We start from the raw sequence: 22736 nt of genomic DNA on the forward strand, positions 1-22736 counted from the left end.
AATCTAAAATCGGAAATTTTTAATGCTGCTGAGACAATTATCACTGATCAATTATAAAAATTTTGAATCTAAAGAACTTGCTTTTGATGCAAAAATAAATTGTTTTGTAGGCGCTAATGGTATAGGTAAAACAAACATCTTAGACGCTATTTATCATTTGTCTTTTGGAAAAAGTTATTTCAACCCAGTCTCTTCTCAAAACATAAGACATGGGTCAGATTTTTTTGTGATTGACGGTACGTTTGAAAAAGAAGGTAGAGAAGAGAAAATTGTTTGCAGCCTTAAAAAAAACAACAAGAAAATAATTAAACGTAACGGTAAGGCTTATGAACGTTTTGCAGACCATATAGGACTGTTGCCGCTAGTTATCATATCTCCTGCAGACAGGGATTTGATCATTGAAGGAAGCGAAACACGAAGAAAATTCATTGACGGAGTCATTTCCCAATCAGATAAATCGTATTTACAAAACCTCATTAAGTATAATAAGGTTGTTTCTCAAAGAAATGCACTTTTAAAATATTTTGCGGCCAATAGAACTTTCAATAACGATACGTTGGCAGTTTATAATGAGCAAATGCATACTTATGGTTCTGAAATCTATAAAAAAAGAACTTCTTTCCTAGAAGCGTTTATTCCTATTTTTCAAGAACAATACAAAGCTATTACCGGCAATTCTGAAGATGTTTCCCTCTCTTATGAAAGTAAATTAAAAGATTATGATTTGCTTACGCTATTAAACAAAAATCTAGACAAAGACCGCGCCCTACAATATACAAGTGTTGGCATCCACAAGGACGACCTCAGCTTTGAGATCAGCCAATACCCAATCAAAAAATTCGGAAGTCAAGGCCAACAAAAATCATATTTGATTGCCCTAAAGTTTGCTCAATTTCATTTTATGAAATCTCAAAGTGGCACAACACCTATTTTAATTCTTGATGATATTTTTGACAAGCTAGATGAACATAGGGTCTCCCATATCATTACATTGGTGAACAATGAGAATTTTGGGCAAATATTCATTAGTGACACCCACGCCGACCGTACCGAGAGCATTGTTAAAAAAATTCATCAATCCTATAAAATATTTAAATTGTAATGATAAAAAAGCTTACTCTTATTCTCTCTCTATTTCTAATTTCTTGCAGTGCTAAAATTGACAAAGACAAATTACACTTGCTAAATGGGTATTGGGAAATAAAAGAAGTTACCTTCGTAGATGGAGCAAAAAAAGAATACTCAATTAATAGCACGGTCGACTATATAAAGTTAAATTCGTTATCAGGATTTAGGAAAAAAGTAGATCCAAAATTTAACGGCACCTTTGAAACCTCAAACGACGCCGAAGCTTTTTTTATTAGAATTTCTAATGACTCTATTTTCATGAAATACACTAACGATTCCAACATATGGGAAGAAGTGTTGACCTCATTAGATGAGAAAAGTTTTTCGGTAAAAAATAGCGAAGGTGTCACCTATAGATATAATAGATTTGAACCTATAAACATAACCCCATAATGGCAAGCAGAGGAAACGAAAATACTTCAATGAAAGAGGCACTTTCTGCATTTATTCAAAAAAATAAATTAGAAAAAGGAATAGACAAAGTCGATGCAAGAGCTGCATGGGCTAAATTAATGGGTAACGGTGTAGACAACTATACTACAGAGATTGAGCTGAAATTTGGCACCTTGTATGTTTCTTTAAGTTCTTCCGTATTGCGCGAAGAGCTAAGCCTAGGCAAATCTAAAATAGTACGAATGATCAATGAAGAAATTGGAAAAGAGGTAGTGAAGAAATTGATACTTAGATAAACATCTATAATTGAATAAGACAAAAAAAGCCAGTTCTTTAGAACTGGCTTTTTAATTCATAAAAATATTGTCTTAGAAAATTTCTATTCCTGCAAAGTGAAAAGCACCTTCAATAGCCGCGTTTTCGTCGCTATCAGAACCATGTACGGCATTTTCACCAATACTAGTAGCAAACATTTTACGTATAGTACCTTCTGCAGCATCAGCAGGGTTTGTAGCACCGATCAAAGCTCTAAAGTCTTCAACTGCATTTTCTTTTTCTAAAATTGCAGCTACAATAGGTCCTCTGGTCATAAACTCTACCAATTCACCAAAGAAAGGGCGCTCTCTATGCACACCATAAAATTCTTGTGCATCCCTTAAACTTAACTGTGTATATTTCATCGCTACGATTTTAAAACCAGCAGCAGTAATTTTTTCTAAAATAGCCCCAATATGTCCGTTTTCAACGGCATCTGGTTTAATCATTGTAAACGTTCTATTCGTACTCATATCTTAATTTTTGCGCAAAAATACGTTTTTCCACATATCTCACAACTATTCATAGACTTGTTCTAATTGCCCTAACACATTTCCGTTATCACCAACTATTTTAAAATCAACCGTTTTAGCCTTAAAATCAAATTCCAATATTCCGAAACTTTCGGTATAAACTACCTCTCCAACTCTGTATTTATTAGGTTCACCAGAAAATTCCTTATACGCATGAGTGAGCCCACTACTGGTAAAATCAATTAAAGGATAATCTATACCCTCTATTTTGATTTTTGAAAATTCAGAAATATGGCGGTCTCCAGATAACACAACAACACCTTTAGGCTTAGTATCCTCTATTAATTTTGCCAGCCTATCCACTTCATGCGGAAAATTCCCCCATGCCTCAAAACCATGTTCCTGAGATAGATATTGAATACTACTTACAATAATGTTGAAGTCCGCAGTAGAGTTTTGCAACTCCTTTTCTAGCCAGTTCCATTGTGTATCACCTAAAATAGTACCTACACCATACTCATTTGGTTTAATTCTCTTGTCCGTTTCGGTATCTGGTGTAAGTGGTGTTCTAAAATATCTTGTATCTAAAAGTATAATACGGACCTCATGACCATCAATTACATAATTTTTGGAATTATATACCCCTTTTCGTTTTCGCAACTCGCTACTCTCAGGTACGTTCATAAAATTCAAAAACTCTTGCTGGCTGGCATCTTTAGCCTTAAACTCAACACCTCCGTCATTCAACCCATAATCATGATCGTCCCATGTGCCTAAAACATCTGTTGTCTGAGCCAGTTTTCTATAACCAGGTTCATTCTTTTGTTGATCATACATAGCCCTCAAAGCTTTCATATCATCTGTATCTGCATAGATGTTATCCCCGCCCCAGATCCATACATCTGGTTCTGTATTAAGAATATCATCCCACAAAAGGTTAGGCAAATCAACCCTATTGCAAGATCCAAATGCAATTACAAAGTCTTTTTTTTCGGTTAAACTCTTTTTAGACGAACAAGAAACGAGCAGTATACCCCAAATTAAAAAAGCAAATTTTTTCATATAAAATAGTTAAGTCTGGGTAAAATTAAGGTATTCCGTTTAAAGCCTATATTATTAAATTGTATCTTTGCCGCCATGAATTTAGAGCACTTGAACGCCCTTAAAAAGCTACTTTCATCACCAAAGAAAATAGCTATTATACCACATAAAAATCCTGATGGTGATGCCATTGGATCTACATTGGCACTTTGGCACTATTTATCCAACAATGGTCATTCAGCAACTATTGTAGCGCCCAACGATTTTCCGAAATTTTTAAAATGGATGCCCGGGGCACAACAGATATTAAATTTTGAAAGAGAAAATTCTCAATCCAAGACAGTAATCAACGAAGCGGATATAGTTTTCACACTAGACTTTAACCACTTAGGTCGCGTTGGTCAAATGAGTGAAATTTTAGAGTCGGCGCAGGCTACTTTTGTGATGGTAGACCACCACCAAGAACCTTCTGACTATGCCAGTATCATGTATTCTGATGTAAGCATGAGCTCTACCTGTGAAATGGTATATGTACTCATTAATCAACTAGGTGATGAAAATAGTATTAACCCAGATATGGCAAACTGTATCTATACGGGAATTATGACAGATACTGGTTCGTTTAAATTTGCAGCAACCACAAGTAATACACATAGAGTTGTAGCAGACCTTATGGACAAGGGTGCTGAAGGCACAGAAATTCATCATCGAATTTATGACACCAATTCCCCAAGCCGACTACATTTATTAGGTTGTGCGTTAAAGAATATGGTCATTTTAAACGAATATGCTACGGCCTATATAACTTTGAGCCAAGAAGAACTGGACAAATACAATTACCAAAAAGGAGATACAGAAGGTTTTGTAAATTACGGTTTAACCTTAGACGGTATTAAATTTGCCGTAATTTTTATTGAGAATAAAGAAGAAGGAATTTTTAAAATTTCTTTTAGGTCCGTTGGCGATTTTTCTGTCAACGACTTTGCAAGAAAACATTTTAATGGTGGCGGGCACACAAACGCCGCAGGAGGCAGAAGTGAAGACAATATAGCAGATACCATTGCCAAATTTACCGCGTTATTACCATTGTATAAGAATCAATTACAATCATGAGAATATTATCTATTCTATTATTAGCTGTACTATTTAGCTGTTGTGATGGTCCTGAACCAAGAAAACCGGTACAGACCAAAAGCGGAAGCTTCTTTAAGGCATCTATAGAACGAAGCCGAAAGTTGCTAGAAGCCGAAGAAAAGAAAATTCAGGCGATTATCGAGTTAGATTCATTAAAACATTATGATCATAGCAAATCTGGCTCGTGGTATCATTATTTAACAGTAAATGAAACAAGTGACTACACACCTAAAACGGACGATTTGGTTGTATTTACTTATGATATATTAACATTGGACAATGACACCATATACTCTAAGGAAGATATTGGTGTTGTTAATTACAAGGTAGATAAACAAGAATTGTTCCTTGGCTTACGTGATGCCGTTAAAATGCTGAAAGAAAAGGAGCGCGCCACGTTTTTGTTTCCTTCCTCCATAGCCTTTGGTTATCATGGCGATGAAAATAAAATTGGCAGTAACGTTCCCCTTAAGTCTACCGTAACAATTTTACAAATAGAAAAACAACAAGAAAATACAGTAAATTAAAATGACCATTATGATTAAAAAAATGTATTTGCTTGCAGTTATCGGTTTAATTATGACCAGCTGTAAGACTAGCAAAAGAGCAGACTTAGGTGACGGTTTATTCGCCGATATCAAAACCTCTAAGGGCGATATCATTGTTCGCCTAGAGCAAGAGAAAACACCCGTTACCGTCGCAAACTTTGTTTCTTTGGCAGAGGGTACAAATACTTTTGTGAGCGAAGAGTACAAAGACAAAAAGTATTATGACGGTTTAACCTTCCATAGGGTCATGAAAGACTTTATGATTCAAGGTGGCGACCCATTAGGTCAAGGTACCGGAAACCCTGGGTATAAATTCATGGACGAGTTCAATGATTCTTTGGTACATGACAGAAAAGGTATTTTGTCTATGGCAAATTCAGGACCTGCAACAAATGGTAGTCAATTCTTCATTACACATAAAGAAACACCTTGGTTAAACAACAAGCATTCTGTTTTTGGTGAGGTCGTGGAAGGTATGGACGTCGTGGATTCAATTGCCAATGTACCTGTAGGAGCAGGCAACAAACCGGTAGAACCGGTTATTATGAATACTATAGAAATAATTCGCAATGGCAAAGAAGCTCGTAAGTTCGATGCTGTACAGATTATGACCGATTATTTTGATGGTGAAGAAGATAGACTGGCCGCCATAGAAAAAGAAAAAGCTGAGAAATTAGCTGCAGTGCAAAAAATAAAAGATGAGTTTGCAGCATCAATAGATGCTCAAAAATCAAAAGCTAAAACGTTGCCATCCGGACTTAAGGTATTGACTTTAGAAAACGGTACCGGAGAAAAGCCAGCAATTGGTAATAAAGTCAATGTTATGTATGCCGGGTATTTAATGGATGGTACCTTATTTGACAGTAACTATCAAGAAATAGCAGAAAAATATGGTGCTTTCGATGAAAGAAGATTGCAAGGTGGTGGCTACATGCCGGTACCAATGGACTATTCTCCTGAATCTCGTTTAATTGCGGGCTTTAGAGAAGGTCTTTTAACCATGAAGGTTGGTGATAAAGTACGTTTATTTATTCCGTCTCATTTAGGCTACGGTGAACAAGGTGGCGGACCAATACCGCCAAATGCAGATTTGATCTTTGATCTTGAAATAACAGGTTTAACGGAGTAATAACTCCTCAGAATCAAAAAAGCCCTTTAGTGATAATACTAAAGGGCTTTTTTATTTAAAATAGAATTTCTAATTGGTACGTTTTAAAACTTCTAAAAGTAAACTCCAGAACTTTTGAACAGAAGTTATGCTTACACGCTCATCTGGTGAATGCGCCCCTAAAATAGTTGGACCAAAACTGACCATATCCATTTCTGGATAATTTTGACCTAAAATACCACACTCTAAACCTGCATGACAAGCTACCACTCTAGGCTCATCTTTAAATAAACTTACATATGTATCTTTTACTACAGTAAGAATCTCAGAATTAGGATTAGGGTTCCATCCAGGGTAATCTCCACTAAATTCAACATCAAATCCACTTAATTCAAACGCCGACCGTAAAGAATTGGCTAAATCCAATTTTGCCGAATTTACAGAAGAACGGGTTAAACAACCAATGGTTATCTTACCATCTTCTACCTTTACCTTGGCAATATTGTTTGAGGTCTCTACCAAGTCATCAATTGCCACACTCATGGCATACACACCATTTTGTGCTGCATAAATGGCTTTGATCATTTTTTCTTGCGCACCTAGACCCATCACTCTTTTAGCTGGTTTTATATCTTCAATCTCAATAATCAAATTCGGCTCTTGTTCTTTTAGTTCCTGAATGATAACATTGGACAGTTCTTTTACTTTCTTTAAAAAACTATCTGCCTGTTTACGTACAATATTCAATTTACAAACACTTTCCCTGGGTATAGCATTTCTTAGACTACCACCGTTTAAAAAGCTAACGCGTACATTATGGTCTAACCCCAAGTATAGTAAACGGTTCATTATTTTATTGGCATTACCCCTGCCCCTATGAATATCCATTCCACTATGACCACCGGTTAAACCTTTAACGGTAATTTGAAATCCCGCATCGCCATGTGTGCCTTCTTTTTCATTATATGTTCTAGTAGCGGTCACATCTATTCCTCCGGCACAACCAATATCAATTTCATCGTCCTCTTCAGTGTCTAAGTTTAAGAGTATCTCACCTTTTAAAACTCCCTCCTTTAATGCAAATGCCCCCGTCATACCCGTTTCTTCATCTATAGTGAACAAAGCTTCTAGTGGTGGGTGAGGTATATAATTACTTTCTAAAAGCGACATAATAGCGGCAACGCCCATACCATTATCAGCACCCAACGTAGTACCTTTTGCTTTAACCCAATCTCCTTCAACGAACATTTCTATGCCTTGGGTATTAAAATCAAATTCAGTATCCGCATTCTTTTGATGCACCATATCCAAATGACTTTGAAGGGTGACCATCTTTTTACCTTCCATACCTTCGGTAGCCGGTTTTCTAATAATAACATTACCTGCTTCATCAGAAAAAGTTTCCAAGCCCAGTTTACTTCCAAATTCCAACATAAACGCAATTACCTCTTCTTCTTTTTTAGATGGTCTTGGCACTGCATTAAGCTTGGAAAAATTCCCCCAAACAGATGTGGGTTCTAGTTTATTGATTTCCATTCTACAATTTTCATGGTTAGATACCACAAAAGTACTCATAGAAAAAGGATTTCGCTATTTTTGGGTTAATGAAGATATCCTTTAAAACCTCCGTTGCCTTAACTATAATTCCTCAAATTATTGTTGTGAAATGGCTTGCTACCCGCACAGATTTAGTTGAACAATATTATAGCACAGGCATTTACCCCGTTATCTCTAATTTCTTCAGGCTTTTATTTGGATGGATTCCTTTTTCCATCGGTGACCTTTTATATTTCACATTGACATTTCTTGCCTTGTTTTATCTAGTTAAAAAAAGAAAACACATTTGGCGACATAAGTTGAAATTCTTGGAAAACGTGGGTATGGTACTAGCCGTTGTTTATTTTACGTTTCATATTATGTGGGGCATGAACTACTACAGGGAACCCTTATCCCATAAATTACAACTTACCCCTAATAAAGAATATACCGACCTTTTAAATTTTACAGAATTATTGATTCAAAAGACCAATGAATCTCAAGTATTCATTACCAAAGATTCTAGCTTAGCGGTAAAGATTCCCTACTCACAAAAAGAGATATTCAACAAAACCATAGATGGCTATAAACACCTTAAAACTATTCATCCGTTTCTTACCTATAACAACCCTAGTTTAAAAAGATCATTGTTCAGTACCGGACTCACGTATATGGGTTATGCGGGGTATTTAAATCCATTCACGAACGAAGCTCAGGTAAATGACCTATTGCCCAATTTTAGATTTCCTTTTGTTGCAGGTCATGAAGTAGGACATCAATTGGGGTATTCCGCTGAAAACGAAACAAACTTTATTGGCTACTTGGTCACATCTAACAACAAAGATCCATATTTTAAATATGCCGCCTACGCCTATGCCCTTGGTTATTGTTTAAACGATGTTAGGCGAACTAATAAAGACGATTTTGACAGAATTATGTTAGCGCTAAATGATGGTGTAAAAAAGAACTTTCAAGAAATGGCCATTTTCTGGAATTCTTATGAAAACCCTATGGAACCCGTCTTTAAATCAATTTTTGATACGTTTTTAAAAGCTAACAATCAAAAAGAAGGTATAAGAAGCTATAACGCCGTGGTTCTATTTTTGGTTGCTTACCACAAAAACCATCCGCTTTAATCTACCTTCAAAAGTTCGTGATCTTAGAGCTTTATTTCGGGTCATTTTATAAAATATTAAGAAAATAATCATTATTCCTAATTACGGATATTTCAACTGTTAAACAAAAGTGAAATACACCGTATTTAGTGTATAATCCGTGTATTTTTAGAATACTAATTCAAACCAAACGTAATGAAAAAACTATTCTTTGCACTATGCCTACTCGGGTATGGTTCATTTTTAACTGCCCAGGATTATTTTCCGGAAAATGCCGGAGTAAAGGTCAACAATAACAATTATACCGCCTTTACCAACGCTAAAATCTATGTAACTCCAACACAAGTAATCGAAAAAGGAACTTTATTGATCCAACATGGAAAAGTGGTCAATGCATCAAGCAATGTCAATATTCCTAAAAATGCCGTGGTAATTGACTTGCAAGGTAAATCAATATATCCATCATTTATAGATGTATACTCAAAATTTGGGGTAGAACAAGCTAAAAGAAAACCTGGTCGTGGAAGATCCACCCAATATGAACCTTCTAGAGAAGGATATTATTGGAATGATCATATTATGCCGGAGAATAAGGCAATAGAAAAATTCACTTATGATGATAAGGAAGCCAAAACACTTAGAGCAGCTGGTTTTGGTGTAGTTAACTCTCACATACATGATGGTATTGCCAGAGGTACAGGTGTGCTTATAGCTTTAAATGGAAAGGGTACCAATGCCAATAGAATTTTAGATGATCGTTCTGCGCAGTATTTTTCACTAAGCAGAAGTATCATTAAAGCACAATCTTACCCAAGTTCACTAATGGGAACATTAGCATTATTAAGACAAATGTATAGTGATGCAGATTGGTATGCTAAAGGGAACGCCACCACAACAGATCTTTCTTTAGAAGCATTGAACAGTAATAAAAATTTGGTTCAGATTATTGAAGCCAAAGACAAATCGCACGACTTACGTGCCGATAAAATTGGCGATAGTTATGGTGTACAGTACACTATTTTAGGCGGTGGAAACGAGTTTGAACGTATTGAGGAAATTAAGGCCACCAATGCAAAATTCATTATACCTATAAATTTTCCAGATGCGTATGATGTATCTAACCCGTATGCGGTTGACTATGTTTCTTTACAGGATATGCGTTATTGGAACCAAGCCCCATCTAACCCAAAAGTGTTAGCGGATAACGGAATAAAATTTTCGCTTACTACATATGATTTAAAATCTCCGGCTAATTTTAAGGAAAAATTAATAAAAGCCATAGATTATGGTCTTTCATCGACCAAGGCATTAGAAGCGCTAACGACCGTTCCTGCAGAAATTCTGGGAAAATCAAATGAAATAGGGGCATTAAAGACAGGCTACCTTGCCAACTTTTTAATTACATCTGGCGACATTTTTGACAAAACTACCACCTTGTATGAAAACTGGGTACAGGGAACAAAAAGCGTTATCAACGCTATGGACGTTAAAGACATTCGTGGGGATTACCAATTAATGGTTCAAGGAAAATCTTATGACGTAGTTATTTCAGGAGATGTTTCAAAACCTAAAATTGAAGTTAAGCAAGATACGACCAAACTAAGTTCAAAAATTGCATATGACAACAATTGGGTAACCCTTTCATTCGCTACAGATAAGGGTGAAAAAACCTATAGAATGATTAGTGCCGTTACCAATACATCAGATAACCTATCTGGGCGATTGGTTTTACCAGACGGAACCGAATCTAAATTTACGGCAACCAAATCAAAATCTTTTACCGAAAAAGAAACTGATAAAGAGAAAGCTGACAAATCTATACAGGTGGTACCAGTAACCTTCCCTAATGTTGGTTATGGCTTTGCCGCTAAACCAAAGGCACAAAATACCTTGTTCAAAAATGCAACGGTATGGACAAGTGAAGAAGCAGGTATTTTAGAAAACACTGATGTGCTGGTCAAAAACGGTAAAATAGTAAAAATAGGTAAAGACTTAGGTGCAGGTGGCGCTACGGTAATAGATGCCACAGGCAAACATTTAACCGCTGGTATTATAGATGAGCATAGCCATATTGCGGCGTTATCGGTAAACGAATCCGGTCAGAACAGTTCAGCAGAAGTTAAAATGGAAGATGTCGTAGACCCAGAGCATATGGGTATTTACAGATCACTTGCTGGTGGAGTTACCTCATTACAGTTACTGCACGGTTCCGCTAATCCTATTGGTGGTAGATCGGCTATATTAAAATTAAAATGGGGAGAAGAAGCTGATGGCTTGATCTATGACAATTCACCTAAATTTATAAAGTTTGCTCTTGGTGAAAATGTAAAACAAAGTAACTGGGGTAGTTTTTCGCGTTTTCCTCAAACACGTATGGGTGTAGAACAGCTGTACATGAACTATTTCCAAAGAGCCAAGGAATATGACACAAAAAAGAAAAATGGTGAGCCATATCGTTATGATGAAGAAATGGAAGTTCTTGCCGAAATATTAAACGGTGAACGCTTTATAAGCTGCCACTCCTATGTACAAAGTGAAATCAATATGATGATGAAAGTTGCAGAGCACTTTGGATTCAGAATCAATACTTTCACCCACATTCTAGAAGGCTATAAAGTAGCCGATAAAATGGCGGAACATGGTGTTGGCGCAGGAACGTTCAGTGACTGGTGGGCGTATAAATTCGAAGTAAATGATGCTATACCTTACAACGCGGCAATTATGCAAAAACAAGGGGTTGTAACTGCCATAAACAGTGATGACAGAGAAATGATAAGAAGGCTGAACCAAGAAGCTGCCAAGACTATAAAGTATGGTGGCATGACGGAATTGGAAGCTTGGAAAATGGTTACCATAAACCCTGCTAAACTATTACACCTAGATGACCGTGTTGGTAGTATACAAGAAGGTAAGGATGCTGATTTGGTATTGTGGTCCGGCAATCCGTTATCGGTGTATTCAAAAGCGGAAAAAACAATGATCGAGGGTATTACCTATTTTGATTTAGAGACCGACAAAAAAAATCGTGAAGCCATCAAAAAAGAAAGAAATGAATTGGTCACTATGATGCTAAAAGAAAAAAGCAGCGGTAAAAAAACCCAAGGTCCTAAACAAAGTGTCAAAAGAGATTTCACTTGCGAAAGCCTTTAATAGTATAAGAAGTATTCAAAATATATAAAACTTTAAAAATGAAAAAATTAATAACCTTGATCATTGCCCTTGGCTTGTTATTACCGACCCTTGCGCAGCAGACACCGGGCAATAAACAAACCGAAGCTATTACCATTGAAGGAGCAACGGCTCATTTGGGTAATGGCGAAGTCATTGAAAGCTCACTTATAATGTTCGAAGATGGCAAGATTACTTTTGTGGGTGATTCTAAAATGAGAATTGCAAGAAAAGGCAAAGTAATAGATGCAACAGGCAAACATGTTTATCCTGGCTTTATAGCGCCAGCGAAAACATTGGGACTGGTTGAGATCGATGCCGTGAGAGCTTCAAAAGATGAAGATGAAATTGGCGATTTTATTCCACATGTTAGAAGCTTAATAGCTTACAATGCAGAATCTAAAGTAGTAGAAAGCATGAGACCCAATGGAGTTTTAATTGGGCAAATAGCACCTTCTGGTGGTTTAATTTCAGGAACTTCAAGTATTGTACAATTTGATGCATGGAACTGGGAAGATGCGGCTATAAAGGTTGATGACGGCATTCATTTAAACTGGCCAAGTACTTTTAAGCAAGGTCGTTGGTGGGCAGGTGAAGACCCGGGTTACCATCCAAATAAAGACTACGCGGAAGAAATAGAAGCCATTGCTACCTTTCTTAAAAATTCACAAGCTTATGGCAAGACTACTCCTAAAGAAGTAAACCCCGCTTATGCAGCTATGAAAGGTATTTTCGACGGTACCCAAATACTATATGTTCATGCAGATGACGAAAAGCAAATTATAGATGCCGTAAACACTTTAAAAGCTAATGGCGCAAAAGAAGTAGTTTTGATCGGGGGATACCATGCCTATAAAATTCCAGAATTTTTAAAGAGCAATAATATCCCTGTTTTAGTACAGTATACGCATAATCTTCCGGTATTTGATGATGATGATTATGACCTGCCTTACAAACTGCCAAAATTATTAATGGATGCTGGTCTATTGGTAGGTATTCAAAATGCAGATGCGGCAAATTTCCAGACTAGAAATTTACCTTTCTATGCGGGTCAAGCCGCTCAACAGGGGTTGGACAAGGAAAAAGCCGTTCAACTACTGACCGGAAATACAGCCAAAATTTTAGGTATTGATGACCAATATGGCACTTTAGAAAACGGTAAGAACGCTACTCTATTTATTTCTGAAGGTGATGCTCTTGATATGGCCGGAAACATTTTAACCCACGCTTTCATAGACGGCAGAACAGTTTCTTTAGAGACACACCAAACTGAACTTTGGAAACGCTACATGGGTAAATACGAAGGCAAATAATTCCCAATTACAACATTGAACAAAAGAGGCTGCCTTATTCAGGGCAGCCTCTTTTATTTAGTATATTCTATACAATTATCTCTTAGCTAGCACATATCCTAAATATCCCATTGGCATATAGGCTACAATAATATCTAAAGCTGTAAACCACATTGGTCCGCCAAGCATAGCTATATTGACCGTACCTCCTATCAAAAAAAACAACCCTACCAAAAGTGCCATTAGCATTTTTTTACCAGCAGCTATTTTAGCGGCTACGAAAGCTCCTACCAATGTACCTAACGCATGTGCCAAAAAGGGAAAGATAAAATGTTTGGGTTCAAACAAATGCATTGTTGACTTTAACCCTTCCATAGTAGTAATGTCTCCTCCTTCAGGTGGTGGAATAATAGAACCACTTATCATAATTATTCCCATATTCACCATACTGCCTATAATAACTCCGGCAACGACAGCCAAAACGTTTTTTAATATTGGATTCATATCAAAAGATTTAATTGGTTACTATCTGGTCTTTACAAAGCGTACCACCTCTCCTACTTCATAAGCATTTTCCTTTGGCTCTAAACAAACAAAACCATCGGCCTTGGTCAAACTGGTTAAATCACCTGAGCCATTTTCTATGACCGGTGCCCCCCAAACAACTCCTTCTTTCAACTCCGTTTTTACATGTATAAATCTAGTTAATGGCGGTACTATTTTTAAAGGAACACCTAGCTTAATATACAAATTTTCTATCTGAACACCCCAAGAAGCATACAACCACGGTAAAAAATAAAGATGATAATTAGCAAAAGTAGAGACAGGATTACCGGGGAATGAAAAAACCACAGTCTTTAATTTAGCATGTACACCAAACCAAAAAGGTTTCCCGGGTCTTTGTGCTACCCTATGAAACACCTTTTCTACACCAAGGGATTCCATAACATCCGGAATAAAATCAAACTTACCCTTAGATACGCCTCCACTTAATAACAGAACGTCATTTTTAATCAGCGCCTTCTCCAATGCAGTTTTAATACTTTCTTTATCATCTAAAAGGTGTAACGAATTTGAAGGTATTGTACCGTTCAATAATGCCGCCTCAATGGTCAGCATATTTGATTTTCTAATTTGATGCGGTTCTGGCAACTGGTCAACCTCAACCAATTCATTACCGGTTGCTATGGTACAAATGTTCGGGTTCACTTTTACCTTTACCACAGATTTACCCACAGAAGCCAGAACACCTATTTCAGCAGGTGTAATCTTAATTCCTTTAGAAAGAACTACGGCACCCGCCTTTTCGTCACTACCTTTGTAGTGAATGTTTTGGCCTTTGGTAACTATTTCGTTAATGGTAACCTTGTTATCTTTAATAGTGATATGTTCATACATAATCACGGTATCGCAATGTTTAGGAACTACCGCACCTGTCATGACCTCTAAACAATGATTTGTATCATTTAAAGTTTGCTGGGCAACACCTGCCGCAGCTACCCCTTCAATGGTATAAGCATATCCGTTTTCCAACATACTTGAAAATTGAATGGCAATGCCATCTTTGGTAGCCCGATCAAAAGGTGGAAAATCACGATCTGCAAGAACATCTTCAGCTAAAACTCTATTTAAGCTGTCTATCAGTTTCACCTTTTCTGCTCCCAAGTCTAAGCGATGATCAATTACTTTTTCAAATGCTTCTTTAAATGTAATCATAGAATTAAAGGTAAAATTATAATGTAAACTTCTATTAAATGGACATCATCAAATCAAGATGAAAACAAACTTAAACCGTTGACCAACAATACTCTTACACCCACCACAAAAACAAGAAGTGCGGTTACTCTTTTAATTCCATTGGCAGAAAGTTTCTTTAAACTAATGCGAATACCCAACTGCCCCCCAAGAAGAACAGCTATAACCAAACATAAGGTTTCTTTTAAAGGTAATGAAAGTGCATTGCTGGTAATTAAACCAAGTAAACCCGAGATAGAATTGACCAATATAAAGAAGCTGGCGAGGGCAGCAATTTTAATAGCTTTTTTCCATCGTAAATGATTTAAGATCGGAGCCAAAAAAATACCGCCTCCAATTCCTACCAATCCAGATAAAAAACCTATTCCAGCACCTAATAAGTAACTCATATAATTTGGATAGTCATGTACTTCCTTCTTTGTCTTGTTCAATTCAAATGTCTGAATGGCCAAGAATAAAGCTGAAAGGATAAGGGAGCACCCAAGAATAATAAAAAACACACTTTCCTTAAGACGAAAGGTAGCTCCAATATATGCCAAAGGAATACTAGTTAACACAAACGGCAGAAAATCCTTGAATTTTGCATGTCCATTTTTAAAATAAAGATAGGTACTACCGGAAACCACCACCAAATTACAAACCAATGCTATGGACCTAATGGCAAAAAAGCTGGTCAAAAAAAGAGTCAATAGCGCCAAATAACTAGATCCACCACCAAAACCGACCGAAGAATATAAGGTAGCTATGATAAAAAAACCAACACATAAAAGCAGTAATTGCTCAATAGGTATCAACATAATTTTTCATCTGGTTCATGCCTCCTACCACATTTACAAAATCTTTACCAGGATATAGTTCTTGCAGCGTGGCTATTGCCTTTTTACTGCGCACGCCAGACTGACAAATAACGTAAACAGTTTCTTCTAAATTCAACTCGCTACTTCTATCTGCCAACTCGCTCAGAGGTATGTGCTTAACCTGGTCAATATGCTGCCTTTGATACTCTTTTGGTGTACGAACATCTAACAATTCAATAGCCCCTTCTGAAAGCAACTGTTGAAGGGCATTGGCTTCAATAGATTTTAATGGTAAATCACAGTTAAATTCATAACTTTTCTCCAGAACCTTAATCTCATTATGACCAGGCTGTAACTTAAAACTAATACGTTGGGTACGTTGGGTAAGTGTATCACACAAAAGTAAAATACCAGTTAAAACTTCCCCTAGATCCGTTATTATTTTTATTGTTTCCAATGCCTGTAAGTTTCCAATGATTCCCGGTAAAATTCCCAAGACTCCGTTTTCATTACAATTGGGTACAGCATCGGCAGCCGGCATGGTAGGGTACAAACAACGATATGTTGGTCCGCCTTTATAATTAAAAACACTTACCTGACCTTCAAAAGCATGCAAAGCCCCGTAGACAAATGGCTTATTCAATATAACACAAGCATCGTTTATAAGATACCTTGTCGGAAAATTATCTGTAGCATCAACAACAAGATCATATCCTTCAATAATTTCAAGAGCATTATCAACAGTCAAAAAAGTATGATATGTTCGTATTTCGGTAGATGAATTTTGGGCAGATAATTGACTTTTAACCGCTTCAACTTTAGAAATACCCACCATAGCTTCTGTATACAACACTTGACGGTGAAGGTTGGATAATGAAACTACATCTGCATCTACAACACCAAGGGTACCTACCCCCATGGCATTTAAATAAGTTAATACAGGAATACCTAGACCGCCAGCACCTACCACCAGTACTTTTGCTTCCTGTAATTTCTGTTGCCCTTCAATTCCAAAACCCGCTAAAGTGATTTGCCTCTGGTAACGATCTTGGTTCATAATGAAATTTTTAGCAATGCCTCTTCATATTCTGCCTTGGAATTCGCATTTAACAATACTTCTTTATGTTCTGGGAATACCAAATGAACATCTGCATTGATCAAAAATTTTCTAGGACATGAACCATTGCCCGCCTCTAAATAGGCGACCGATTGTTTTAGAGCCTCTGGCTCCCAAATAGCACAAAGTGGTTCTGGCAACGGGTTTTGCTTGTCGGCAAAAGCACTGGCTATTTTGCCTGTATTTCTGGATGCGATTAATTCTTCCAAAGCTTTTTTATCCATTAAAGGCAGATCGCAGGCTAGAACCAACCAAGCTGCATCTGGGTGGGCATTATGTGCAGAAAGCAAACCATTATAGGGTCCGCGAAACTCATCATTATCAACTATAGTATCAAAAGCATTTGAAATTTCATCTTTTTGATCTTTGCGGATACTTAAAAATGTTTGGTCACAAACCTCATTCAACAATGAATATAAATGCTCGCGTTGTGGAAGTTCATGATATTTGATCAAACCCTTATCTTCTCCCATCCTAGTACTTTTCCCTCCGGATAGCACTAGCCCATATAACTTATCTTTGGAAATCATTTTTTCCTCCTGTTTTTTGTTCTAATTGAATTGTACCGATTACAATATCTTGAGAAAGTGCCTTACACATATCATAAATGGTCAAAGCAGCAACTGACACACCAGTTAAAGCCTCCATTTCCACTCCCGTTTTCTCATTACATTTTACAGTACATGTTATTTGAAAAGCGTTTACAGAAGGAGTGATATCGATATTTATTTTAGACAAATTTATCTGATGACAAAGAGGTATAAGCTCAGACGTTTTCTTTACACCTTGTATACCTGCAATAACAGCAGTTTGCACAATACTTCCCTTTTTCCCAACAAAATCTTGATCAGACAAAGATTTAAAAACCTCTGAAGGAAATTGTATAGTACCACTAGCAATGGCAGTACGTACTGATGCTGTTTTTTGAGAAACATCTACCATGGTAGCATTCCCAGATTCATCTATATGTGATAATTTCTTCTGCATTAGCCGCCTATTGAAGTCATTGAATTACTGAATACGTCCTTATATTTTTCTTGCGCCTCAAAACCAGTTTTAGCACGACTGCCTACAGCCTTTAAAATTTCTTTTTTGATATTTTCCTCCATGTCATCAGCTCTCATTATATCTCTAAGATTTGCGCTTGCTTTAGCATACAAACAAGTAATAACATCACCTGTTGCCGAAATTCTTAAACGATTACAACTACCGCAAAATGTTCTACTAAAAGATGGAATTACTCCAAAAGTTCCTTTAAAACCCGGAATTTTATAATTTATAGACGTTGATGTCTTTGGAGATTCTAATTTATAATAATCTGGGTGTGCGCTTTTAATATGCTCTAGAATAGTTTTAAAATCCCACTTTATAGTCTGAAATTCTTTAGACCCACCGTTAAAAGGCATTTCTTCCAAAAAGCGAACCGAAACATTGTAATGTTTAGTTAGTTCAAGCATGGGTAAAATATCATCTGTATTCTGACCATCTAACGCAATAAAATTGATACGAACATTAAACCCTTCGGTTATTAAACGAATCATGTTATTATATACAACATCATACTGATTGCGACGTGTAATTCGTTCAAAAGTCTCACGATTAATGGCATCCATGCTTACGTTAATGTTCTTAATGCCCAATTGCTTTAATTCATCTATATATGGACCTATTAAAGTAGCGTTGGTTGTAACAGAGATATCTTTTAGACCGTTTAATTTAGATAAGCTTCTCAGCAAAACCATAAGATCCTTGCGTACAAAGGGTTCGCCACCAGTTATTCTAATCTTATCTATTCCTTGAGAAACCACAATTTCACTTAACCTCACAAGCTCATCTATAGTAAACAACTTATCATTTTTAGCAAAGTTTATCCCCTCTTCTGGCATACAATAATTGCAACGCAGGTTGCAACGATCTGTCACTGCCAATCTCAGGTAATTAATTGCTCTATTATGGTTATCTACTAACATACTTTTAAAAATACAAGTTCAAGAATCAAATTCGAGTTTAATAACATCTATACTCCAATCTCTTTACTCTTTTATCTAATTTCTATTCTCTATTTTCTAACTTCTCTTATACAAAAATCACGGATGTGCCGAAACCCAGACAGATTTATTTTTGAATTTCTCTTTTTTCCATATAGGAACTGTTTCTTTTAGTGTATCTATTAAAAACCTGCATGCCTCAAAACAAGCATCCCTATGCGCAGAAGATGCCCCTACAACAACAACGGGCTCTTCAACCCCTTTTTCGCCTACGGCATGCCGCATGACAACCTTGTTCAAAGTCCATTTTTCAAAAGCTTTATCCGCAATTTTATCCATCTCTTTCAATGCCATTGCCTGGTACGTTTCAAACTCCAGGGCAACCACTTCTTCATTATTGGTAAACTCGCGTACAGCACCTACAAAAACACAAATTCCGCCACTTTTGGCATCGCTCAACTCTGCATATACCTTTGCCGTATCTATATCATTAACAATTTCTATTACTTTCTTCATTAGCCTCCGCTTACAGGTGGTATAATTGCAATTTCCTCATTACCGGTCAAAACCAAAGTATCATCTGCATACTCGCTATTAACGGCAACCGCTAACGAATTCAGCTTAGAAAACTCAGGGTAAGCATCTATTAATTTCTTCTTTAACGAGCCAACGTTAGCCGGCTTTAATTCGTCATTAAAGTTAACCTCAGAACTACCCACGATGTCCTTGGTAATACCGAAAAAAAGTACATTCATATCCGTCTAAAATTAGATAAATTCCAAGTTAGGCATAAAAAATAAGGTGCCATAAAAATGGCACCTATTTTAAAAAAATTATATGATTTTGAGAAAAGAACTACTGGACCGTTACAGCATTCTCAGGTTTGGAATAAAACCCTTTTGGCTGCGCTTGAGTAGATATACTGGCGTTTTCAAAATTAACGGTTTTAGCAGCTTCTTTAACCTCTCCCTCCTCAACTTTATGCCAAGTAATTGCCTTAGGCAATAACACCTCATCGACTTTGTTCCATTCAGCATAGTTGATCCAACTAATTTTGTCCGATGGTTCACCACTAAAATAAGTCATGGTGTAGCCCAACCATTTCATTTGGTACGTATCTGCATCATAATGAATATAATATTCATCCGTAGAAGATGACCCAACTCCTGCATTATAAGAAATTTTATAACCTGGGTAAGACACACCTTCATAAACCATAGCATCTACTTCTTCATATTTTATACCATCATCGGACAATACAAATGGCATAGCATAGAAATAGAACATTAAATTATGATAGAACTTTGGTTTACCCTCATAATCACCAGTTTTGTCCAAAAGCCAAACTTCTTTTCCATCGTACCCTATAGTATTAGCAGGTGTAGATATCTTATCGAATCTCTTGTGAAGATCAATAGTTTGAACTTCATTGAAACCTTCTTTGGGCATTTCAAAAATTAAAGTTTTATAACTTTTCCATGCTTTTAAACCTCCATGAGCTTCAAAAACTTTATTCAACTCAGTTGAATATTTATCCGAATCTACCATTTTCACAACCTCATCTACAGGGGCTGCAGCCTTTTCTTTATTAGGAGCTTGCTTACATGAAAATACTGCTAATACCAAGACCAAAAGGTAAAGTTTGTTCATCATTTTAATTCTGTTTTTATTGTTTTAAAAATCGTTAGTCGAGAAAATATGAAGTACTTACCAAATTGAACTATTTTTGTACTACATGCAGGTAACAAAACATATAAGCAGCGCACAAAACCCTTTGATAAAAAAGGTTTTGGTACTAAAAGAAAAATCAAGGGAAAGAAAAAAAACCGGACTCTTTGTCTTAGAAGGTTTGCGAGAACTGCAGATTGCTATTGGCGCTGGTTACTTTATAGAGTCAGTATTATACTGTGAAGACATTATAGAGAATAGTACCCTCTTACATACTTTTAATGCAGATCAATTAATATCCGTTAGTGCAGATGTATATAAAAAATTAGCATACAGAGATACTACCGAAGGTGTAATAGCTATTGCAAAAAGTAAAGACCACCAACTTTCATCTTTAGAGTTCAACACAAAGAACCCACTGGTCCTAATTTCAGAAGCACCCGAAAAACCGGGCAACATAGGCGCTTTACTTAGAACTGCAGATGCTGCTAATCTTGATGCGGTTTTAATTGCCAACCCAAAGACCGATCTTTATAATCCAAATATTATACGATCAAGTGTAGGATGTGTTTTTTCTAGAAACGTAAAAACGGGCAGTACTAGCGAAATTATTTCCTACTTAAAAAAAGAAGGCTTTCAGGTATTTTGTGCAGCGCTAACTGCCTCTAAAGATTACACTACCGTTAATTTTACAGAACCCTCTGCCATAGTTGTTGGCACAGAACACTCTGGACTCAGCAATGAATGGTTGCAAAATTCCACCCAAAATATCATTATACCCATGGAGGGTGAAATAGATTCTATGAATGTTTCGGTATCTGCAGCAATACTTATATTTGAAGCAAAACGGCAACGTAAATTAAACACGTAGCATTTTATACTTTTTCTATTAATGTTTTCGTTTTCAATTACGCTATATGGACCAAACGATTGTTTTTTATTGTATTCTATTTATACTGGTAGGTGAATTTATACTTGCCACGGTAATGAATTATTTAAACGCAAAGCGTTTTAAAGACCCTATTCCCACAGAAGTTGCCGATGTATTCAACGCTGAAGAATACAAAAAGTCTCAAGCCTATAAGCTTACCAATTATAAATTCGGAATTATTACCTCTGTATTTTCCCTAGTATTAATATTAGCGTTCTTACTATTTGGTGGTTTTGCCTGGGTTGACCAAGTGGCTCAAAACATTAGTAACATCAGTATAGTCCAAGCATTGATTTTCTTCGGAATTATAATGATAGGTAATGACATCCTTAACCTACCTTTTTCTTATTATCAAACTTTTGTAATTGAAGAAAAGTTTGGATTCAATAAAACAACAAAAGCGACATTTTTCATAGACAAACTTAAACAGTGGCTAATGACCATAATCGTTGGTGGTATCATACTTTCTCTGATTCTTTGGTTTTTTCAATGGGCCGGCACAAATTTCTGGCTCTACACTTGGGCTTTGATTACCTTTTTCACGTTGTTCATGAATTTATTTTATAGCAAGCTTATTGTACCGTTATTTAACAAACAAGAACCTTTGGAAGCCGGTAGTTTAAAAAGTAAAATTGAAAACTATGCCGCAGAAGTTGGTTTTGACCTTCAGAATATTTTTGTAATCAACGGATCTAAGCGCTCAACAAAAGCCAATGCCTATTTTTCTGGTTTTGGAAAAGAAAAGCGCGTAACTCTGTATGACACTTTGATCAATGATTTAGAGGAAGAAGAAATAGTTGCCGTTTTGGCACATGAAATAGGTCATTACAAACGAAAACATATCATTTATAATTTGGCGACTTCAGTTTTACTTACGGGGGTTATGCTATTAATTCTATCACTTTTCATAAATAATCCAGAAGTATCATTGGCAATTGGTGTTGACAGACCTAGTTTTCATGCCGCCTTGATCGGCTTTGGCATACTTTATAGCCCTATTTCTGAGATTACAGGACTGCTAATGAATCATTTTTCTAGAAAATTTGAATATCAAGCAGATGATTATGCTAAACAAACTTACGCAGCTTTACCATTGGTAGCATCACTAAAGAAGTTATCAAAAAACAGTCTTAGCAACCTAACTCCACATCCGGCATATGTATTTATGCATTATTCCCACCCACCGTTAATCGATCGCATTCGTAATTTAAAGGCATAATTTTTGTTGC

At 36.4% G+C, this 22736-nt stretch carries 24 protein-coding genes; 11 read left to right on the top strand and 13 right to left on the bottom strand.

Going from position 1 to position 22736, the window contains the following annotated elements; genetic code table 11:
• Positions 1–22: 22 nt before the first annotated feature.
• From recF to I600_RS04705, 3 genes are read left to right on the top strand one after another with little or no spacing between them, the layout of a single operon-like run.
• Entirely contained in the window at positions 23–1102 is a 1080-nt protein-coding gene (recF, locus tag I600_RS04695) for a DNA replication/repair protein RecF (RefSeq protein ID WP_058103332.1), read from the top strand.
• On the top strand, positions 1102–1521 hold the full coding sequence (locus I600_RS04700) for a lipocalin family protein (RefSeq protein ID WP_058103333.1): 420 nt from the start codon (positions 1102–1104) through the stop codon (positions 1519–1521). The genes recF and I600_RS04700 overlap by 1 nt, the downstream gene beginning before the upstream one ends.
• Entirely contained in the window at positions 1521–1817 is a 297-nt protein-coding gene (locus I600_RS04705) for a DUF721 domain-containing protein (RefSeq protein ID WP_058103334.1), read from the top strand. The genes I600_RS04700 and I600_RS04705 overlap by 1 nt, the downstream gene beginning before the upstream one ends.
• A gap of 72 nt (positions 1818–1889) precedes the next feature.
• Here the strand turns inward: I600_RS04705 and I600_RS04710 are convergent, their stop codons facing one another.
• Together I600_RS04710 and I600_RS04715 are read right to left on the bottom strand one after the other, a co-directional pair.
• The gene (locus tag I600_RS04710; protein WP_058103335.1) at positions 1890–2309 is read right to left on the bottom strand and encodes a nucleoside-diphosphate kinase; all 420 of its coding nucleotides are present in this window, start codon (positions 2307–2309) and stop codon (positions 1890–1892) included.
• A 45-nt stretch (positions 2310–2354) separates the two neighbouring features.
• Positions 2355–3371: an alkaline phosphatase D family protein gene (locus I600_RS04715; protein ID WP_058103336.1), complete on the bottom strand. Its 1017-nt coding sequence runs from the start codon at positions 3369–3371 to the stop codon at positions 2355–2357.
• 75 nt (positions 3372–3446) lie between these two features.
• Here I600_RS04715 and I600_RS04720 point away from each other — a divergent pair, with 75 nt between their 5' ends.
• From I600_RS04720 to I600_RS04730, 3 genes are read left to right on the top strand one after another with little or no spacing between them, the layout of a single operon-like run.
• On the top strand, positions 3447–4463 hold the full coding sequence (locus I600_RS04720) for a DHH family phosphoesterase (protein WP_058103337.1): 1017 nt from the start codon (positions 3447–3449) through the stop codon (positions 4461–4463).
• Positions 4460–5011, top strand: coding sequence for a gliding motility-associated peptidyl-prolyl isomerase GldI (gldI, locus tag I600_RS04725; RefSeq protein ID WP_058103338.1), 552 nt, complete (start codon positions 4460–4462; stop codon positions 5009–5011). The genes I600_RS04720 and gldI overlap by 4 nt, the downstream gene beginning before the upstream one ends.
• A gap of 13 nt (positions 5012–5024) precedes the next feature.
• A complete protein-coding gene (locus tag I600_RS04730) occupies positions 5025–6161 on the top strand; it encodes a peptidylprolyl isomerase (RefSeq protein WP_082642940.1) in 1137 nt (378 codons plus the stop codon).
• Between the two features lie 69 nt (positions 6162–6230).
• Here I600_RS04730 and I600_RS04735 read toward each other — a convergent pair whose 3' ends face one another.
• Positions 6231–7715 (bottom strand): aminoacyl-histidine dipeptidase, encoded by a 1485-nt coding sequence (locus I600_RS04735; protein WP_245188843.1) that lies wholly within the window; start codon positions 7713–7715, stop codon positions 6231–6233.
• A gap of 29 nt (positions 7716–7744) precedes the next feature.
• Here I600_RS04735 and I600_RS04740 point away from each other — a divergent pair, with 29 nt between their 5' ends.
• From I600_RS04740 to I600_RS04750, 3 genes are all read left to right on the top strand, one after another.
• Positions 7745–8812: a DUF3810 domain-containing protein gene (locus I600_RS04740; protein WP_058103339.1), complete on the top strand. Its 1068-nt coding sequence runs from the start codon at positions 7745–7747 to the stop codon at positions 8810–8812.
• A gap of 174 nt (positions 8813–8986) precedes the next feature.
• Positions 8987–11941: an amidohydrolase family protein gene (locus I600_RS04745; RefSeq protein WP_058103340.1), complete on the top strand. Its 2955-nt coding sequence runs from the start codon at positions 8987–8989 to the stop codon at positions 11939–11941.
• Positions 11942–11979: 38 nt separating this feature from the next.
• Positions 11980–13272 carry an amidohydrolase family protein gene (locus I600_RS04750; RefSeq protein WP_058103341.1) on the top strand — a complete coding sequence of 431 codons (1293 nt, stop codon included), beginning with the start codon at positions 11980–11982 and terminating at the stop codon, positions 13270–13272.
• Between the two features lie 75 nt (positions 13273–13347).
• Here I600_RS04750 and I600_RS04755 read toward each other — a convergent pair whose 3' ends face one another.
• The 10 genes from I600_RS04755 to I600_RS04800 form a co-directional block, all read right to left on the bottom strand.
• Complete coding sequence (locus I600_RS04755; RefSeq protein ID WP_058103342.1) at positions 13348–13755, bottom strand: hypothetical protein; 408 nt, start codon at positions 13753–13755, stop codon at positions 13348–13350.
• Positions 13756–13776: 21 nt separating this feature from the next.
• On the bottom strand, positions 13777–14967 hold the full coding sequence (locus tag I600_RS04760; protein ID WP_058103343.1) for a molybdopterin molybdotransferase MoeA: 1191 nt from the start codon (positions 14965–14967) through the stop codon (positions 13777–13779).
• A gap of 53 nt (positions 14968–15020) precedes the next feature.
• Entirely contained in the window at positions 15021–15803 is a 783-nt protein-coding gene (locus tag I600_RS04765; RefSeq protein ID WP_058103344.1) for a sulfite exporter TauE/SafE family protein, read from the bottom strand.
• Entirely contained in the window at positions 15787–16860 is a 1074-nt protein-coding gene (locus tag I600_RS04770; protein ID WP_058103345.1) for a HesA/MoeB/ThiF family protein, read from the bottom strand. The genes I600_RS04765 and I600_RS04770 overlap by 17 nt, the downstream gene beginning before the upstream one ends.
• Positions 16857–17450, bottom strand: coding sequence for an NTP transferase domain-containing protein (locus I600_RS04775; protein WP_058103346.1), 594 nt, complete (start codon positions 17448–17450; stop codon positions 16857–16859). Before I600_RS04775 ends, I600_RS04770 begins: the two co-directional genes overlap by 4 nt.
• The gene (gene moaC / locus I600_RS04780) at positions 17434–17907 is read right to left on the bottom strand and encodes a cyclic pyranopterin monophosphate synthase MoaC (RefSeq protein WP_058103347.1); all 474 of its coding nucleotides are present in this window, start codon (positions 17905–17907) and stop codon (positions 17434–17436) included. The genes I600_RS04775 and moaC overlap by 17 nt, the downstream gene beginning before the upstream one ends.
• On the bottom strand, positions 17907–18890 hold the full coding sequence (gene moaA, locus I600_RS04785) for a GTP 3',8-cyclase MoaA (protein WP_082642890.1): 984 nt from the start codon (positions 18888–18890) through the stop codon (positions 17907–17909). Before moaA ends, moaC begins: the two co-directional genes overlap by 1 nt.
• Before the next feature lie 117 nt (positions 18891–19007).
• On the bottom strand, positions 19008–19424 hold the full coding sequence (locus tag I600_RS04790) for a molybdenum cofactor biosynthesis protein MoaE (RefSeq protein WP_058103349.1): 417 nt from the start codon (positions 19422–19424) through the stop codon (positions 19008–19010).
• Positions 19424–19663 carry a MoaD/ThiS family protein gene (locus I600_RS04795; protein ID WP_058103350.1) on the bottom strand — a complete coding sequence of 80 codons (240 nt, stop codon included), beginning with the start codon at positions 19661–19663 and terminating at the stop codon, positions 19424–19426. The genes I600_RS04790 and I600_RS04795 overlap by 1 nt, the downstream gene beginning before the upstream one ends.
• A 100-nt stretch (positions 19664–19763) precedes the next feature.
• Positions 19764–20561, bottom strand: coding sequence for a DUF6503 family protein (locus I600_RS04800; RefSeq protein WP_245188844.1), 798 nt, complete (start codon positions 20559–20561; stop codon positions 19764–19766).
• 82 nt (positions 20562–20643) lie between these two features.
• On the opposite strand from I600_RS04800, the gene I600_RS04805 reads away from it, so the two are divergent.
• Entirely contained in the window at positions 20644–21447 is an 804-nt protein-coding gene (locus I600_RS04805; protein WP_058103352.1) for a TrmH family RNA methyltransferase, read from the top strand.
• Positions 21448–21493: 46 nt separating this feature from the next.
• Complete coding sequence (locus tag I600_RS04810) at positions 21494–22726, top strand: M48 family metallopeptidase (protein WP_058103353.1); 1233 nt, start codon at positions 21494–21496, stop codon at positions 22724–22726.
• The last annotated feature ends 10 nt before the right edge of the window (positions 22727–22736 follow it).

Source organism: Maribacter dokdonensis DSW-8 (genome assembly GCF_001447995.1).
Taxonomy (GTDB): Bacteria; Bacteroidota; Bacteroidia; order Flavobacteriales; family Flavobacteriaceae; genus Maribacter; species Maribacter dokdonensis.